Below are 17733 nucleotides of genomic sequence, written 5' to 3'. Positions count from 1 at the left end.
CTTAAATAAATACCCTAAACCCTAGGTTATTCGTGCTGTTACTCATCAATACATTGCAATGCACTGTATTTATCCAGCAGGAATGGCCGCAGATAGCCAACTGTGTTAGACATCGGTAGCACCTCTTCGCTGAGATGGATATTCAGGATATCGCTGAGATAACTACGACGTTTTTGTATTCTTTGCCAAACATCAGGATACTGTGCAGCGAGCGCATTACGTAAATGCTGATCAGCCAGTGCAATACACTCCTCAGCACTCACTCCGGCATAACCTTTTACCGAAGGAATGATATCGATTTGGAATATCATCCCACTGCGAATTATCTCTTCAGAATCGCTATAAATGGGAGAGCACAACCACTCTTCATCAGCAACTAAATGGCCGGGATTTAGCGACCAATGGTATTGTGATTTTGGGAAAACAGTTTCCACTAATGCGTACATCTCTTTCCCTGGCATACCAATACGAATATTTTCCAGCCAAGCGACGACTGTTGTGTAATAAGGTAGCGCAACCTTATCAAGATAATCTCTTTCCGCGCGCGGTAGTTCATCTGCATGATGAACCGCATAGCCGGTTCTACTGCTCAAACCGCCTTTAAACCCGGTGGTCAATGATATTTTATCGCCGAGTTGTACCGCTTTATCACTGGGATATAAATTTGCCTGTTCAAATCTGGCGCCAGTCGCAGCAATTATCACAACACTGTTCGGTTGGCCTTCATCTGCCAGATAACTGCCCAGTTGCTTTTCTGTTATGCCGATATCAACCGCCGCCAATGCATTAAGAATACAATTCGACGCCAAATTAGCGCCATATTCATAGTGCGCCAATTCATTAGCATTATTGGTCACTCTAGCTGCAATATCACTGCCAATAAATAGACTGGTGGCGTTAATAATCGTTGCTACGGGTGAAGCAGACTTTTTAATCGCATCCAAAATAAAATGCGGAATATCAAATAGCTGACTGTTATCGTCCAGCTTACTGGTAAACAGTTTCCATCCTGCAACCCCAATCTTTTTAGCCTGCTGAATCCCGGTTGCTGCCAATAATTCAGTAAGCGTTTTACTGTTGTCCATTGGTTGATTTGGCAATGAAAAATAGGGAACATGAATCGCGGTATTTCTGACTCTGCCATAGTCAGATAACTTTAAATTCTCGTTACCTAATAATAAATAGACCTCGCCTGAGGCATGTAACACCATAGCCGCTTCTTCAAAACGGGGAATAAACCCCGCCAGATATTCAAAGTTACCCCCATGCTCTTTGTCCGCATACACCAATAAATAATCGATAGCGGCACGGCGCATATTACTAATAACTTTAGCTTTGCGATATTCGATGGTTTCATCATTAATGGCTACCTTAGTAACAGCATCAAACCTTGGCGGCGTATCAATAGCGTTTAGTTTTACCTGGCGCTTAATAATCATCTTGTTCATAAGAATCATTACCTTGGTTAATTTATTTACACGCCGCCATACCCGCTATTGATGTTGATGCTATAACCACTTGGCATCGCGGGTAAAGGAGATGGTTAGCCACCGATGAGGGCCGGACTCGCCAATTTCTTTGGCTATTTCATCGCGTAATTGGTCAAAATAACTGACACCACTCGTCTCCATCTCTGGTGGAATAACCACATGAATCTCGATAAACAACCCCCGCCCCATGCGGGTAGCATAGTGGGAGTAATCAATAAATTTATATTTCGCCATTAACTTATCCATTAAGCTCTCAATGGCATTATCCAGATTGTCTGGCGTCATTTGTAATACTTCACGAACTGCCGAAATGACTGTTTTTATTGGCACAGGTATTAAGATCAGGGTTAACAAGGCCAATACAGCGGGGTCGGTATAAACAATCAAATGCGCATAGCGGGTACCTTCCATACACCATGAAAGCAAGAAGGCTACTAATAACGCAGAACTGATGCAGGCCGACATTAACCAGCTTTTGGTATCCAATGCAATTAGCTCGGATTTAACTCGTTTATTTAAACGACGTTGTTTTAAAAAGAGGGTGAAACAGAAAATACTGACCACTAATGCATAAACAATCGCCCACCCCAACTCCAACTCCCTGCCGCCGTCGAAAATCCCCTTAATAGCATTGACGAATGCGTAAAGACAAAGAAAGGCCAGCAAGCTGCCATTGAAAGCCAGAACCAATGGTTCCACATGCCAGAAACCGTATTGAAAGCGCCGACTGTGCGGCTGACCGAGTAATCGGGAAACCAATAGCGATAAACTGCACATTCCAGCATCTAAAGCAGAGAACATACCATCGAAAATAATCGACATCGAACCGCATACGATACCAAAAACAATCCCCATAATGGCGATAAACAAAGTGCAAAAAATTGAACGTCTTAAAATCTGCTGTTCAAGCTTGGTGTCATGTAACAGAGGTGGAGCCTGTTCACTGAGTGTCGTCATGATTTAAACCCATTTTTTATTACAACCTATTGTTTTATGACAATCTATCGTTTATTACAACCAACTGTTTTATGACAATCTATTTTTTTATTTAGCTTAATGCGTGAATCACGATAAGAGCCTGAAGGTTAATCCGCACTAATAGTAGTGTGTCATATTATCTCATTTTTACCAGTAAATTACGCAGTAACACCCAAACAGAGAACCTTGTTAATCTCTTGTTTTTATTAATTTAAAATATAGCGAATCCTATTGGCAGGGATTTTATATCGCCAATTGATATCCAAATGGATTGTTCGGTACTTCATTTTCATCCTTATCCTAAAGCCATCAGCGCCCAGCGTTTTATACTTTAAACCTAATAACAGATTTGTTTAATTTTAATAACATCTGGCTATAAACAAGATTTTTCATTATTGCAGGTATATGAGTAGAAGTTGTTATTCGTCAAGAATGCTATTTCTGCATAACGATATTATGCACCGCTTGGGCTAATACCCGTTCAGGGGGAAATATGGCGACAAAACTTAATATTGTATTGGTCCATGGCGCATGGGCTGATGGCTCACAGTGGCGCTATATTATCCCAGCCCTGCACCAGATGGGGCACCGGGTCATTGCAATACAAAATCCGCTGACATCATTAGCAGATGACGTGGAGCGGACCATTAAGCTAACTACCGCCTTATATGGCCCTACCCTATTAGTGGGCCACTCTTATGGTGGCATGGTCATTACACAAGTCGGGCATCTACAAAATGTGGTCGGTATGGTCTATCTCGCCGCTTTTGCTCCCGATGCGGGAGAGAGCTTATCCAGTACTTTTGCACTGCGTGAACCACCTGTTAGCGCCGCTTATATTCGCCCGGATGATAATGGATTTCTATGGATTGACACTGACCAGTTCCACGAAAATATGTGTCAGGACATTGATGAGAATGAAGCACTGGTGATGTCTATGGTGCAAAAACCCTTAGCAACTCGCGCTTTTACTGATAAGTCTGCTCAGCCTGCCTGGCGGGTCAAACCTTGCTGGTATCAGGTTTCAACGGAAGACAGAATGCTGCCGGTCGAAACACAACGCGGTTTTGCTGCTCGAATTCAGGCCCAAAAGGTGATTGAGTTACCCTCCAGCCACGCCTCGATACTCTCTCATCCACAGCAGATAATCGCGCTGATTGTCGATGCCGTAAATGCGGTTAAATAGTTATCATACGTCAGCCTCACCTCTGCATCATATGACAGGCGAAAAAAATCCGCCCGAAAGCGGATTTTTATCAGACACAGCATAATACCGTGAAAGATGAGTGCTAACTATTCTAAGCAGTCGCTTAGAAAGTGTAACCTACGCCAGCAACCCAAGTACCAACATCAACGTTGCGGATGCGGCTCTGTTCGTAAGAAACGTCCAGGGCAACATTTTGCATTGGGTTGAACTGCATACCTGCGCCGTAAGTAAAGCCGTAATCGCTGGTGCTGCTTTTATCGCTAGCAGAAGTTGGGTAGTTCTGGCTGAAACGACCATAACCCACACCTACCAGGCCATAAACGCTAGCCCAATCGTTGATACGGTAAGCTGGGCCACCGGTGATAGCATTGTATTGTGCTTTGTTGTATACCGACGCGCTGTCACCGAAGCTGCTTTTTTCAGTGTGAGTGAAAGAGGTGATGTAACCCAGTTGAGAATCACTCCACTCGTAACGGTATTTCAGGTTGAAACCTGAAGATTTGTTAGCAACACCTTGATAATCGCTCTGGGCATAACCACCAGAAACGGTGCTTTGACCGGCAAAGGCTGAACCTGCGGTCACTGCTAATACACAAGCTGCTACTGCTGAAAGACATGCAATTTTATTCATAACCACCTCGAAAGACGCAAATTTTTAGATGAAACAAGAACACCATGAAATTATAACAATAAATAGTAGGAAACTCTGCCTACATATGATTGTCTAATCATTTATTTGGTGTAACAAAGGGTTTCAAGAATCTTCCATCTTACTAATACGCTTACGAATTTCCGCCATTCTACACCTTTTTGTGACTCCCATCACCAAAAGCCATTCCAGACTATTCTTAGTTTTAGCGCTTAAATAACCAGCAGAAATAGCGTTAAAAAACCGCAATGCTGAAAATTTATTATTTCTTTCACTGCTTTCCGTTTCTTTTTTCGCTCCTTTGGTGATTTTCAAACACTTGGCTGACATTTCATTTACACTGGCAAAGATAGTTACCTAATAATTTTCTTTGAGGCTTAACAGGATGTCTTTGTCTCCTTCATCCAAACATTCACTCCCCTTAGTCCCTATTCTGTTGCTGGTGATTGCCATGATCTCCATCCAGAGTGGTGCATCGTTGGCGAAAAGTTTGTTCCCACTGGTTGGCGCGCAAGGAATAACCTCGCTGCGGCTCGGTATCGGCACACTTATTTTGTTTGTCATCTTTAAACCTTGGCGAATGCGATTCACCTCAGGCAGCCGCTTACCCTTGCTTATTTATGGTGTGACATTAGGTGGAATGAACTTTTTGTTTTACCTGTCACTAAAAACGGTGCCATTGGGTATTGCCGTCGCATTGGAGTTCACCGGCCCGTTGGCGGTTGCCATGTTCTCTTCTCGCCGCCCGGTGGACTTTATCTGGGTAGGGTTGGCCGTTCTGGGGCTATGGTTCTTATTACCGCTGGGACATAACATTGGTACCATTGATTTATTTGGCGCGGCTTGTGCCTTGGGTGCGGGAGCCTGTTGGGCGCTGTATATTATTTCAGGGCAGAAAGCCGGCGGTGATCACGGTCCTGGGACTGTCGCGGTGGGTTCTCTGATCGCAGCACTGGTATTTTGCCCAATTGGCGTAGCATATAACGGCCTTGCCCTGTTCGATCCCGCCATTCTCCCCGTTGCTCTGGCTGTCGCTATTTTGTCGACGGCATTGCCCTACTCACTGGAAATGGTCGCACTGACCCGGCTCCCTACGCGCACATTTGGCACCTTAATGAGTCTGGAGCCAGCACTGGCGGCCATTTCAGGGTTGGTATTCTTAAATGAACATCTGACATGGGTTCAATGGTTGGCTCTGGCATCAATTATCAGTGCCTCTATCGGGGCCACACTGACTATCAAACCCAAGCCACAACTGGATCAAATTGCCTGAAGGGTGCTGGCTAGTTCAGCTCTCTCACCTTCTATCCTATTGTTATTTATCAAACGCCAGCCCAGCACTACACGGGTTGGCGTTTTTTATTAATTATTTTCCCTTTTTTTGCATCCAAAACACCAGGCTGATTCGTATAGGTAGATGTGAGGCAAGACTTCACCTCAACCCTCCTAAAAGGAATACATTATGAAAACGCTTCTTCGTACTGCTATCTGTGCTTCCTTACTGTTCAGTACTGTCTCTATGGCCGCCATGATGTCCGAAACTGTTATGGTAGGTGGTGCTTCGATGTTGCCGAGTAAAAATATTATCGAGAATGCGGTTAACTCCAAAGATCACACGACCTTAGTCGCTGCGGTTAAAGCTGCGGGGTTGGTTGATACCCTGCAAGGCCCCGGGCCATTTACCCTGTTCGCGCCCACCAATGCCGCGTTTGCAAAATTGCCCGCCGGTACAGTTGAAAGTCTGGTCAAACCAGAAAATAAAGCCATGCTCACCCAAATCTTGACCTATCACGTGGTGGCCGGGAACTACGATATGAAACAGTTAGAAAGTAAAATTAAAGCCGCAGGGGGTACTGCCGAGCTGAAAACTGTCAATGGCCAATCACTGTGGATTATGAACAACGGGCCACATAACATTCAGCTTAAAGATGGAAAAGGGAACATCGCTAATATCAGCACCTATGATGTACAACAGAAAAATGGCGTGATCGATGTGATTGATACTGTTCTGATGCCTAAATAAAACCCGTCTATACTGGGTGCAGTGTCTCACTGCACCTGACGGCTTTTTTAGGGATTGGCGCATGAATGAATACTCACTGGAACAACAAATCGGGCTGATCGATGCCATTGCTCAAGGTGATCAGTCCGCGTTTGAAAAACTATACCGGCTCACTTCCCCCAGACTCTTCGCGGTCGCCTTAAGAATGCTGCGCAACCCTGCTCGGGCAGAGGAGGTTTTGCACGACTGTTTTCTCACCGTCTGGCATCGGGCCGATAATTACAATGCGCAACTCAGTGCCCCATTGACCTGGTTGACCCATATTGTACGTAATCGGGCCATCGATTTGATGCGCGGCAGTGATAATCGTCTGCAAACGTTGAACGATGATCAAACCGATTATTTGACCGATGACACACTGACGCCTCTGGCTCAATTGCAGCAAGACAGTGAAGCTAAACAATTGGCAGACTGTTTGGCACATCTACCGGTTGAGCAACGACAAAGTATTATGTTGGCTTATTATCAGGGGCTTTCTCATGGGGAGATCTCTACTCATCTACAACAACCACTGGGTACGATAAAAAGCTGGATACGTCGTGCACTCGATCACTTGAAGGGCTGCGTAGGCTTATGAAAAACAGACGCGAATATGACTCAGCATTGGCCGCTGAATATGCGCTGGGAACCCTGCGCGGACTTGCCCGGCTGCGTTTTGAACGCCGATTCCGTCGTGACCCACAGTTGGCGGCAGATGTTGCCAGTTGGCAGCGTCTGTTTACCCAACTGGATAATCAATTGGCCCCGCTGGAGCCCCCTGAACGCGTATGGAAGCGGCTGGAGTTAGAGTTACCACCAATCAATCTGCGCCATATCAAACGTAATCGTTGGTCTTATTTGGGTTGGGCTGTCGCCGCCGCACTGGCCGCAGTCCTGGTTATCCCACGTTTATTGGTAGAGCCACCAACAGCCGTCCCGGTGGCCGTGCTCTCCAATAGCCAGCAAAGTGGTCAATGGGTGGTCAGTCTGGAGAAATCGACTCGTAGCCTGACATTAACTCCCCTTAACCCCGTGGTAGTCAGTGAGCGTAATAGCCTTGAATTATGGAGTATTCCGGCGGGTGAAAAACCACACTCTCTGGGGTTACTCAATACCCATGGGCCGACACAACTGACTCTGACTGAAAACCCGTTAATGGCCAATTCATTATTAGCAATCAGTCTGGAGCCTCACGGCGGTTCGCCCACTGGCCAGCCAACCGGTGCGGTGCTGTTTAGCGGGCCATTGCAGAATCTATAATAGATAAATATGCACGCGTTAGCGGCTATCACTTATCCGCATTACTGATCTTTTTCTACCGGAGGTTATGCATGCAAGACTGGGATCCTGATTTATACCGCCAATTTGAAGCAGAACGTACCCGCCCTGCCGGTGATTTGCTCGCACATATCAGCACTACCCAGCCACAGCGCATCAGTGATTTAGGTTGTGGGCCAGGCAACTCTACCCAATTGCTGCACCAGCGTTTTCCGCAGGCGCAGCTGGTTGGGATTGATAACTCGGTGGCGATGTTGGCCAGTGCGCAACAGCGCCTGCCGGCATGTGCATTTCTTGAAGCAGATATTCGCCAGTGGCAACCCGCTGAGCCACAAGATCTTATTTATGCTAACGCATCGTTACAGTGGCTAACCGATCATCAGCAACTCTTTCCCTATTTGTTCTCCAGGTTGGCTACCCACGGCATACTTGCGGTCCAGATGCCAGATAATCTGGAGGAACCCAGCCATCGAGCTATGCGTGAAGTTGCAGAAAACGGTCCATGGCAGCAAGCACTACAAGAGGCGGGGGCAATACGGGCGAAGGTTCTGTCAGCCAATCAGTATTATGACTTACTGGCCCCCAATGCAGAGCGGGTAGATATTTGGCGCACTACCTATTACCACCCGATGCCTTCAGCGCAAGCCATCGTCGATTGGCTGCGAGCCACAGGTTTACGGCCTTTTCTTGAACCGCTCTCTGAAGCAATGCGATTGGATTTTTTGCAAGACTATCTGGCAATCATTGATGTGGCCTATCCGCAACAGGCCGATGGCCGCCGTTTGTTGGCATTCCCCCGCTTGTTTATTGTTGCCCACGCCCGGTAGTCATACCGGGTATGTTGGTTGAATTTATTGACTGGCATAGCTGCTGATTCGTTCCGGTACGGAACTATTCATCGCATTATATATATTATTCATGTTCGCCAAGCCATTAATTAATAACACCTTCGCCTCATCCGTGACATTAAATATTATTGAAAGCACCCAAATGGATATTGACCTCATAAAAACCATACAAATCACAGTAATAGTTATTTTCAATTAGCCATAAACACCGCGATGATAATATTATTAAAACGAAACAATAAATTACATTTACAAATAAACACCACTATCAACTATTTAATTGATAGGCCGAATCTACCCTACAAACTTAAATATCTTTGTTATACTTATTGCGGTGAAGAAATTGGTAATCAACTCAATAAAGGGATACCTATTATGAGTACAGCAAAATTGGTAAAAACAAAATCCTCCGACCTGCTCTACACCCGCAACGATGTTGAAGAACATGTCAAAGTTGACACCGTGAAAGCATTAAACCGTATGGTTATTCAGTTTATTGATCTGTCGCTGATGACCAAACAGGCTCACTGGAATATGCGCGGTGCCAACTTTATCGCGGTGCATGAAATGCTGGATGGCTTCCGCACAGCCCTCACTGACCACCTGGATACCTTCGCAGAACGCGCCGTACAACTAGGTGGTGTCGCACTGGGGACCACACAAGTCATTAATGATAAAACACCGCTGAAAAGTTACCCAACCAATATCCATAGCGTGCAAGAACATCTTAAAGCGCTGGCAGACCGCTACGCCGTGGTTGCTAATGATATTCGTAAGGCAATTTCAGAAGTAGAAGATGAAGACAGTGCTGATATGTTTACTGCCGCATCTCGTGATCTGGATAAATTCCTGTGGTTTATCGAGTCAAATATTGAGTAATCCTCAGTATGATACCCAATAGATCGTAAAATGGCAGGAAGATAGACCGGGTAATGAGAATAGCCAATACACCTGCAATTTTAACGATGATGGGTACAGGGCCGGTTATCCGGCCCTACGCACGGAGGTCATATGGCAAGTGGATGGGCCGGCGACGGCGCAGTACAAGATCAAATTGACTCCACCGTTGAAGATGCGGTGCAACGCGCAAGACAGGCTCTTGGCAGTGGTGAAAGTGAGCTATATTGCCTTGAATGTGGTCAAGCCATTCCAGAAGCACGGCGTAAAGTTCTGGCGGGGGTTAAATATTGCCTGAACTGCCAGAATCAATTAGACAAGCATCAGGCCAGCCATACCGGATATAACCGCCGTGGCAGTAAAGATAGCCAATTCAGATAGCAATCCCTCCCCCTTCATCCCCCTTATTGCACCATTATCGAACAAAAATCGGAGATAGTTAACAATATTGTTACATTGATGTTGATTATCGATTGTACATTATTAACGAACTAGTTAATAATAAGTAAATAATGGATTAGTTGCACCAAAATGATATTAACGCACTATTTTGGTGAGTCACGATGGTGCAAATAGTGTCAGCTAAGTAATTGCGTGCTAATCACTTAGAATAATTTCGTTATTTTTAAATAACTTGCATTTCTGGCACGATCTTTTCATATTGCTATCTGAAATATAAAAAACGGATCTCTATCCACAAAAGTACAAAGGAACTCCCACTTATGAAGTCATTTGTCAAAGTTTCATTGGCCGCGCTCACGCTGGCCTTTGCTGTTAGCTCCCACGCCGCAGAAAAAGAACTGATTGTTGCTACCGACACCGCGTTCGTCCCTTTTGAATTCAAACAAGGGGATAAATATGTCGGTTTTGATATCGACTTATGGGATGCCATCGCGAAGAAACTGGATTTGAAATACACCCTGAAACCAATGGATTTCAGCGGTATCATTCCAGCACTGCAAACCAAGAACGTGGATCTGGCACTAGCCGGTATCACTATTACCGACGAACGTAAAAAAGCCGTTGATTTCTCTGATGGCTACTACAACAGCGGCCTGCTGGTGATGGTAAAAGCTGACAACAATGACATCAAAGGCGAAGCTGATCTGAAAGGTAAAGTGTTGGCAGTCAAAAGCGGCACCGGTTCTGTCGATTATGCTAAAGCCAACATCAAAACCAAAGACCTGCGCCAATTCCCGAATATCGATAACGCCTATCTGGAGTTAGGTACTGGCCGCGCTGATGCCGTTTTGCATGACACGCCAAACATCCTTTACTTCATCAAAACTGCCGGCAATGGCCAGTTCAAAGCGGTGGGTGAATCTATCAAAGCCCAGCAATATGGTGTTGCATTCCCACAAGGCAGTGACCTGCGTGACAAAGTTAACGTTGCTCTGAAATCTCTGAAAGAAGACGGCACTTACGCTGCAATCTATAAAAAATGGTTCGGCGTAGAACCTAAGTAATTCATTTTTGCCGTTTTTAGACCAGGAGAATATCCATGCAGTTTGAATGGAGCGCTATTTGGCCCGCCATCCCAATCCTGCTTGAAGGCGCCAAGTTAACCCTATGGATCTCGGTCCTGGGGTTGCTTGGCGGCCTGATTATTGGGGTTATAGCAGGGTTTGCCCGCGCCTATGGCGGTTGGCTGAGCAGAAATATCGCATTAGTCTTTATTGAACTGATCCGTGGCACGCCGATTGTGGTGCAGGTGATGTTTATCTACTTTGCGTTACCGATGATGATGCCGGTGCGCATCGATCCTTTCTCAGCAGCCGTTGTGACAATTATTATTAACTCAGGGGCTTACATCGCAGAAATTACCCGTGGTGCGGTGCTGTCAATCCACAATGGGTTCCGCGAGGCCGGTCTGGCTCTCGGCTTATCCAAACGCGATACCTTGCGTTACGTAATAGCCCCTTTGGCCCTGCGCCGTATGCTGCCACCACTCGGTAACCAGTGGATCGTCAGTATTAAAGACACCTCACTGTTTATCGTGATTGGCGTGGCAGAACTGACTCGTCAGGGTCAGGAAATTATTGCCGGCAACTTCCGCGCCATGGAGATATGGAGTGCGGTGGCGGTGATCTACCTGATTATCACCTTGGCTCTGAGCTTCGTTCTGCGCCGGTTAGAAAGAAAGCTGAAAATAATATGATTGAATTCAAAAACGTCTCTAAACACTTTGGTAAAACCCAAGTGCTTCACGACATCAATTTGAATATCACCAAGGGTGAAGTGGTGGTTATTATTGGCCCTTCCGGCTCGGGTAAATCCACCCTGCTGCGTTGTATCAATAAGCTGGAAGTTATCACCAGTGGTGAGTTGATTGTCGATGGTCTGAATGTCAATGATCCCAAAGTCGATGAGCGCCTGATCCGTCAGGAAGCTGGCATGGTGTTCCAACAGTTTTATCTGTTCCCCCACCTGACGGCCTTGGAAAACGTCGCCTTTGGTCCGATTCGCGTTCGTGGTGCTTCTAAAGAGGCAGCCAACAAACTCGCTATGGCGTTGTTAACCAAAGTTGGATTGGAAGAACGCGCGCATCATTTTCCCGCAGAGCTATCGGGTGGCCAACAGCAGCGTGTCGCTATCGCTCGGGCGCTGGCGGTAAAACCCAAGTTGATGTTGTTTGATGAGCCGACCTCGGCACTGGACCCAGAATTACGTCACGAAGTATTGACGGTAATGAAGGACTTGGCCGAAGAAGGCATGACCATGGTCATCGTCACCCATGAAGTGGGGTTTGCCCAGAAAGTGGCATCGCGTCTTATCTTCATTGATAAAGGTCGGGTCGCTGAGGATGGCAACCCGGATAGCCTTATCTCAAATCCGCCAAGTGAACGTTTACGGGAATTCCTCCAACACGTTTCCTGATGCGCAGGCTGACATTACCCTAAAATACCTCTGGCGGGCATCTTGATGATCCCCGCCAGATTTTTTATGCTGATAGGCCAATCATATCGGCGCTTGTTGATTCTTGACCTGAGCAAATGCGGTCATGAGTTTCACCACATCCTGCATCCCAATATTGACCTGATTAATAACCTCACCGGCATCTCGGGTCAGCGTCACCCCGCCCCCCGCTTGTTCGACACAAGTCCCCATACCCTTGATAGCCGCCATCACTCCATTCTGTATGCTCTTTGTCATCTGCTCGATTTCAGCCGCTGCCTTGCGTGACTGGTCCGCCAATATTCGGACCTCACTTGCCACCACCGAGAAACCCTTGCCATGCTCACCGGCATGAGCCGCTTCAATCGAGGCATTGATCGCTAATAGATTCGTTTGAGACGATATTTTACGAATCGCTTCCACCATGGTACCAATCTCTTGTGAGCAGCGGCCCAAATCACTGACCACATCAGAGGTTTCGCGTGCAATAGACTCAACCTCTTGCATACCACGAACCGCCTGTTGAACAATCTCAGCCCCTTGTGACGCCGAACGGTCGGTGGTTAATGATAAATGGTGCACATCGCGGATCAGGTTCTCCTCATGCTCCTGCTGCAACATCAATTGTGTAATATCCTGAGCAATCTTCACCACTTTAATCACTTGTCCCTCGTTATCCATAATCGGGTTATAACTGGCCTCCAGCCATACCCGTTTGCCATGTCTATTAAGACGCTCAAAACGGCCGATAATAAACTCACCATGGGCTAACCGCTGCCAGTGCTGATGGTACTCATCGCTATGTGCAAATTCTGGTGTGCAGAGTATCTGATGAGATTTATGTTGAATATCTGCCAGTGAATAACCAATAACCTTCAGCAGATTCTCGTTGGCATCCAAAATAATGCCTTGTGGTGTGAAAGTGATCATCCCCATTGAACGGTTAAGTGCTTTTAGCAAACTCTGGTGTTCCTGAGATTGCAAAATACGCTCGGTCACATCACTGGCGAGCTTAATAATTTCAATCACATTTCCACTACTATCGAGTACCGGTGTATAGGTTCCCTGCAACCAAACAATGCTGCCATCCTTGCGGATACGCTTAATATTATCGGTAATCGGTCGCCCTTCATTGAGCAGTTGCCAGTGGCGGCGGTAGGCATCAGTGAGTACATATTGTGGGTCACAGAACAGTTTATGATGTTTGCCGACCACCTCATCCTGTTGGTATCCCATTGCTTGTAAAAATAATGTATTAGCGTGTTTCACCGTACCATCTGGCTTGAAAATAATCATCGGGACAGCACTATCAATCGATGTCAGTTCGGCACGAGGGGATGCCTGAGATGAGCTGAAATTGAACAACATAAATTGAGTCCTTATGGCGAATGATTAAGCAAAAAATAAGTCATGTGGCTATCAACCTATTTGCACAATAAAACCCCTGCCCCGTGAAAGAGGGCAGGTGTAAGTTTTATTCTTCACCCTGGACGATGAGGTAGCTGAGTTAATAAAATCAAAAAGAAAAAATCATCACAATATAAGCAAGATTTGTCAGCTATAGCGCCTGACTAAGATTTATCTTAATTAGCATAGACGAAAATATGGGGGTTTGCTGTTAGTGCAATGAGAGGGAAATAAAACCATGGGAAATAGAGCAATATCCCTATAATTGAATATTGCCCATAGATATAACAGACTCAAGTCAGTGATTCGGGTAAGTGTGCACAACCAACCTCCCTGCGGCGTCAAGGACGAAGAAGAGCATACCCAAAGTCATTGACGTTGCAGGTAGGCGGCCAGTAAACGCACCCCGATGAGCTGACTCAAGTCAGTGATTCGGGTAAGTGCGCGCAGCCAACACCCCTGCGGCGTCAAGGACGAAGAAGAGCATACCCAAAGTCATTGACGTTGCAGGTAGGCGGCCAGTAAACGCACCCCGATGAGCTGACTCAAGTCAGTGATTCGGGTAAGTGCGCGCAGCCAACACCCCTGCGGCGTCAAGGACGAAGAAGAGCATACCCAAAGTCATTGACGTTGCAGGTAGGCGGCCAGTAAACGCACCCCGATGAGCTGACTCAAGTCAGTGATTCGGGTAAGTGCGCGCAGCCAACACCCCTGCGGCGTCAAGGACGAAGGGTATTACCAACGTTCAGCTTTCCACGCCACCTGCTGCTCCGGCGTCAGGAACGTCCATGCCACAAACCGGCTGACTTTTTGCCCTTGTGCCATATTAATGGTACGGACCTCAACGGCGTTGGCATAGCGCAGGGCATGATAGATTGCCGGTAAGGTGGTCTTCTTCGAGATCAATGAAGTGAACCAAAAGCAGTTTTGCGCCTTAGTTGCGCTCTCTGCCACCATGCGACTAACGAACCCTTCTTCTCCACCTTCACACCACAATTCGCTATTTTTCCCGCCAAAGTTTTGCACCGGTTTAGCGGCAACTTCACTTTTACCCAATTTGTGCAACTTGCGACGCGTGGTTGCTGCGGCCTCTTCGGCGGAGGCATGGAACGGCGGATTACATAGTGTGGCATCGTAACGTTCATTCACCGCCAAAATACCGTCGAAAATAGCTTGTGAGTCTTTTTGCTGTTTAAGTCGTAAGGTGTTTTTCAGCGTCGGGTTCATTGACACCACCATTCTTGCCGCACTGAGTGCTTGCGGATCAATGTCAGTCCCGGTAAAACGCCAGCCGTATTCCCGCTGACCAATAATCGGATAAATACAGTTGGCACCGACGCCAATATCCAACAGCGCAATATTTCTACCCTGCGGGATAACCCCTTCATTACAACTGGCCAATAAGTCGGCCAGATGGTGCACATAGTCAGCACGACCTGGGATCGGTGGGCATAAAAAGTCAGCTGGAATATCCCAATATTCAATACCATAGAAATGCTTCAGCAATGCCCGGTTGAGCATTTTGACCGCCAGAGGATCGGCAAAATCGATAGAAATATCACCATAGGCGGTAGCTGCCAGAAAAGGAACTAACTCCGGGCAACTTACTGAAAGAGCATCAAAATCATAGCGTGAGCGATGACGATTTCGGGGATGCAATCCGCTTTTTTCTTTGGGGAATATTTTTTTGTTTTCCATCGTCTGGCTCTCTGATCGGCATTTTCTGGCGCGTAAGATAGCATAAATTGCCGCAGAACGGGTGGTGGGTATTGCCATCAAAATAACAGCGAATCCTATCGGTAGGCGACTTCATTTGATGTTATCGCCACGATTTACTCAGAATAAATGGGCTTAGTTCAGTGCCACTCTCTGATACCACTTTACCCCGTCGCTCGCGCAAAAACTCACATAGCCTCAATCTGTTGCAGCGCATGCTCGAGGGTATCAGCCCGCCCGACTGCCACCAGACAACATGCTAACTGTTTTTGGATAGCATCAGGAATAGGCCATTCACCCGCCAAACAACCTTCAATCCAGCGGGCCGTTATGGCGGCATCTTTCGACGAGGGTAACACCAGTTCGCCCTGCTCTAACTGGCGATCCAGTAAAATTTGCTGTTCCCCCCCATTGATGTAATGAATTGGTGGGCAACGCGATGGGTTAGCATAAACCTCCCCTTCGGTCCCTTGCTGTAGCAGTGCCGGTGCGCCGATCGCCTGAAAGAAGCCGCCGACTTTTTGCATATATTCTGGGTGCGAAACACTGGCAAGACGCAATGCATTCTCGTGAATAAACGGTGTTGCCAGTTTCGCCAATGTGTGACTGCTATTTCTAACCCCCATCCGCCAGCGTAACTGTAATTGTTGGTCTAATTGAGTCGATAATGCTGATACAGGGATAAATACCGGCAACCCGCTATCAAGCCGTTGTTGGGCTTCAGCGGCATCAAGTGACCACGGAATATTCAGTTGCTGGAAAATCTCGGCACTGGTTACCCGGCTGCTGTCCTCAGTCACGCCGTGTACCACCACCGGTAACCCCAGACGTGAAAGTAATAATGCCAATAACGGGGTCAGATTAGCCTGTTTGCGCGCACCATTATAACTTGGGATCACCACGGGGAGTGGATAATCCATTGGCGCGCGTAGTGGCATCACCTGTTCTTGCATCGCCTGATAAAAGCCCAGAATCTCCTGTTCGGATTCACCTTTAATACGAAAGGCTATCAGGATCCCCCCTAGCTCCAACTCGGGGACCTGCCCTGCCAACATGACTTTATACAGTTCATAAGCGGTAAGCTTGTCCAGATCACGCGCATGATTCTTACCGCGCCCAATCTCTTTAATAATTTTACTGTAATCCATGGTGCGGCATTTCCCCTGTCCGTCGCGGTTAAACATAAATCAGGTAACTTATTGCTGAAACTTTATCACTAATAGTGATAGCGATACCCGAAATAATTAGAACTGCGCGGCTAATAGAGAGGAGTGGTACTGATGGTAGGCTAGCGGGTGAAACCCGCCACTGCCAGAACAACTTGCGGCAGTGACAGGCAAACTACAGTGGTTTGTTTAACTCTTCCGGTGGGCTAAATAATACCCGATAAATAGCGCCACCTAAGGCTCCGCCTACCAACGGGGCCAGCCAGAATACCCATAATTGCTGCAATGCGATTCCACCGGCAAAAATAGCTACAGCGGTACTACGTGCGGGATTTACCGAGGTATTATCCACTGGAATACTGATTAAATGGATCAGTGTAAGACATAGCCCAATAGCCAACGGCGCTGCAATTGCATGAGAAGGTTTATCGGTCGCCCCCATGATAACCATCACAAACCCCATGGTAAGAACCACTTCAGCCACCAGTACCGCTTGTAAGTTATATCCCCCCGGCGAGCGAACACCAAAACCATTACTGGCGAACCCGGCACTGACATCAAACCCGGCTTTGCCACTGGCGATTAAATACAAAATAGCGGCCCCGGCCAGCCCCCCCAGCACTTGCGCCACAATATAAGGCAGTAATTGTGCGCCAGAGAAACGCCCACCCACCCATAAACCGAGTGACACTGCCGGGTTAAAATGCGCACCTGAGACATGCCCCAGTGCATACGCCATCGTGACGACAGTCAGCCCAAACGCCAATGCCACCCCCAAAAATCCAATACCCGCCACCGGGAACATTGCAGCCAATACTGCGCTACCACACCCGCCTAACACCAGCCAGAAAGTGCCAATAAACTCTGCCATTAGCTGTTTCATTCTGCTTTACCCCTGCCTGCTAAACATGTCGATAACAGTTAACGTTGCCGCTAACCAATAACCCGCAATTTACACCGGAGGTACTGCCAAGCTTGACTTGCTAGAGTCAGCTCACCAGCGGCTTATATAATCTTAGTCATTGGATTTATACGCATAGAAAAAGATTTCAGATGAAAACAGTTTTCACTGTATTTATATGCATTTTCACAACAACTTCAGAACACAATAAAAACAAAATTAAAATAGCATTCCACATAAAATGGAATTATGTTTTAATT

19 protein-coding genes are annotated in these 17733 nt (G+C 46.8%); 11 read left to right on the top strand and 8 right to left on the bottom strand.

The annotated features are described in order from the left end of the window. Window positions 1-38: 38 nt before the first annotated feature. Window positions 39-1448: a M24 family metallopeptidase gene (locus Q2T71_RS05975; RefSeq protein ID WP_372558428.1), complete on the bottom strand. Its 1410-nt coding sequence runs from the start codon at window positions 1446-1448 to the stop codon at window positions 39-41. A 60-nt stretch (window positions 1449-1508) separates the two neighbouring features. Then, complete coding sequence (locus Q2T71_RS05970; protein WP_372558427.1) at window positions 1509-2447, bottom strand: cation diffusion facilitator family transporter; 939 nt, start codon at window positions 2445-2447, stop codon at window positions 1509-1511. Between the two features lie 514 nt (window positions 2448-2961). Between Q2T71_RS05970 and Q2T71_RS05965 the strand changes: the two genes are divergently transcribed. Then, window positions 2962-3654: an alpha/beta fold hydrolase gene (locus tag Q2T71_RS05965; RefSeq protein ID WP_372558426.1), complete on the top strand. Its 693-nt coding sequence runs from the start codon at window positions 2962-2964 to the stop codon at window positions 3652-3654. A gap of 124 nt (window positions 3655-3778) precedes the next feature. Here Q2T71_RS05965 and ompX read toward each other — a convergent pair whose 3' ends face one another. Together ompX and Q2T71_RS05955 are read right to left on the bottom strand one after the other, a co-directional pair. Then, the gene (gene ompX, locus Q2T71_RS05960) at window positions 3779-4306 is read right to left on the bottom strand and encodes an outer membrane protein OmpX (protein ID WP_372558425.1); all 528 of its coding nucleotides are present in this window, start codon (window positions 4304-4306) and stop codon (window positions 3779-3781) included. Between the two features lie 123 nt (window positions 4307-4429). Next, on the bottom strand, window positions 4430-4639 hold the full coding sequence (locus Q2T71_RS05955) for a hypothetical protein (RefSeq protein WP_227746547.1): 210 nt from the start codon (window positions 4637-4639) through the stop codon (window positions 4430-4432). Window positions 4640-4709: 70 nt separating this feature from the next. Between Q2T71_RS05955 and rhtA the strand changes: the two genes are divergently transcribed. The 10 genes from rhtA to glnQ all read left to right on the top strand — a co-directional run bounded on the left by rhtA (window position 4710) and on the right by glnQ (window position 12265). After that, window positions 4710-5597: a threonine/homoserine exporter RhtA gene (gene rhtA / locus Q2T71_RS05950; RefSeq protein WP_083159428.1), complete on the top strand. Its 888-nt coding sequence runs from the start codon at window positions 4710-4712 to the stop codon at window positions 5595-5597. Between the two features lie 189 nt (window positions 5598-5786). Beyond that, complete coding sequence (locus tag Q2T71_RS05945) at window positions 5787-6347, top strand: fasciclin domain-containing protein (protein WP_372558424.1); 561 nt, start codon at window positions 5787-5789, stop codon at window positions 6345-6347. 61 nt (window positions 6348-6408) lie between these two features. Continuing rightward, window positions 6409-6963: a sigma-70 family RNA polymerase sigma factor gene (locus Q2T71_RS05940; RefSeq protein WP_083159432.1), complete on the top strand. Its 555-nt coding sequence runs from the start codon at window positions 6409-6411 to the stop codon at window positions 6961-6963. Beyond that, window positions 6960-7625, top strand: a complete 666-nt coding sequence (locus Q2T71_RS05935) for an anti-sigma factor domain-containing protein (RefSeq protein ID WP_372558423.1) — start codon at window positions 6960-6962, stop codon at window positions 7623-7625. The genes Q2T71_RS05940 and Q2T71_RS05935 overlap by 4 nt, the downstream gene beginning before the upstream one ends. Window positions 7626-7696: 71 nt before the next feature. After that, complete coding sequence (tam, locus tag Q2T71_RS05930; RefSeq protein WP_372558422.1) at window positions 7697-8470, top strand: trans-aconitate 2-methyltransferase; 774 nt, start codon at window positions 7697-7699, stop codon at window positions 8468-8470. A gap of 396 nt (window positions 8471-8866) precedes the next feature. Continuing rightward, complete coding sequence (gene dps / locus Q2T71_RS05925; protein WP_372558421.1) at window positions 8867-9370, top strand: DNA starvation/stationary phase protection protein Dps; 504 nt, start codon at window positions 8867-8869, stop codon at window positions 9368-9370. A gap of 132 nt (window positions 9371-9502) precedes the next feature. Beyond that, on the top strand, window positions 9503-9769 hold the full coding sequence (locus Q2T71_RS05920; protein ID WP_372558420.1) for a DksA/TraR family C4-type zinc finger protein: 267 nt from the start codon (window positions 9503-9505) through the stop codon (window positions 9767-9769). Between the two features lie 341 nt (window positions 9770-10110). Continuing rightward, window positions 10111-10854, top strand: a complete 744-nt coding sequence (gene glnH, locus Q2T71_RS05915) for a glutamine ABC transporter substrate-binding protein GlnH (protein ID WP_372558419.1) — start codon at window positions 10111-10113, stop codon at window positions 10852-10854. A 35-nt stretch (window positions 10855-10889) separates the two neighbouring features. Beyond that, window positions 10890-11546 (top strand): glutamine ABC transporter permease GlnP, encoded by a 657-nt coding sequence (glnP, locus tag Q2T71_RS05910; protein ID WP_004709093.1) that lies wholly within the window; start codon window positions 10890-10892, stop codon window positions 11544-11546. Next, complete coding sequence (gene glnQ / locus Q2T71_RS05905) at window positions 11543-12265, top strand: glutamine ABC transporter ATP-binding protein GlnQ (RefSeq protein WP_372558418.1); 723 nt, start codon at window positions 11543-11545, stop codon at window positions 12263-12265. Before glnP ends, glnQ begins: the two co-directional genes overlap by 4 nt. A gap of 81 nt (window positions 12266-12346) precedes the next feature. On the opposite strand, the gene Q2T71_RS05900 is transcribed toward glnQ, so the two are convergent. The 4 genes from Q2T71_RS05900 to aqpZ form a co-directional block, all read right to left on the bottom strand. Further along, window positions 12347-13651, bottom strand: coding sequence for a PAS domain S-box protein (locus Q2T71_RS05900; protein ID WP_372558417.1), 1305 nt, complete (start codon window positions 13649-13651; stop codon window positions 12347-12349). 774 nt (window positions 13652-14425) lie between these two features. Continuing rightward, window positions 14426-15388, bottom strand: coding sequence for a 23S rRNA (adenine(1618)-N(6))-methyltransferase RlmF (gene rlmF, locus Q2T71_RS05895; protein WP_372559851.1), 963 nt, complete (start codon window positions 15386-15388; stop codon window positions 14426-14428). Between the two features lie 206 nt (window positions 15389-15594). Further along, complete coding sequence (gene ybiB / locus Q2T71_RS05890) at window positions 15595-16554, bottom strand: DNA-binding protein YbiB (protein WP_372558416.1); 960 nt, start codon at window positions 16552-16554, stop codon at window positions 15595-15597. Window positions 16555-16747: 193 nt separating this feature from the next. Further along, on the bottom strand, window positions 16748-17455 hold the full coding sequence (gene aqpZ, locus Q2T71_RS05885) for an aquaporin Z (RefSeq protein WP_372558415.1): 708 nt from the start codon (window positions 17453-17455) through the stop codon (window positions 16748-16750). Window positions 17456-17733: the final 278 nt, after the last annotated feature.

This window comes from Yersinia sp. 1652 StPb PI, assembly GCF_041538345.1.
GTDB lineage: Bacteria > Pseudomonadota > Gammaproteobacteria > Enterobacterales > Enterobacteriaceae > Yersinia > Yersinia enterocolitica_E.
The sequence above is the reverse complement of the archived record's forward strand: the minus strand, read 5'-3'. Positions and strand labels throughout refer to the sequence as shown.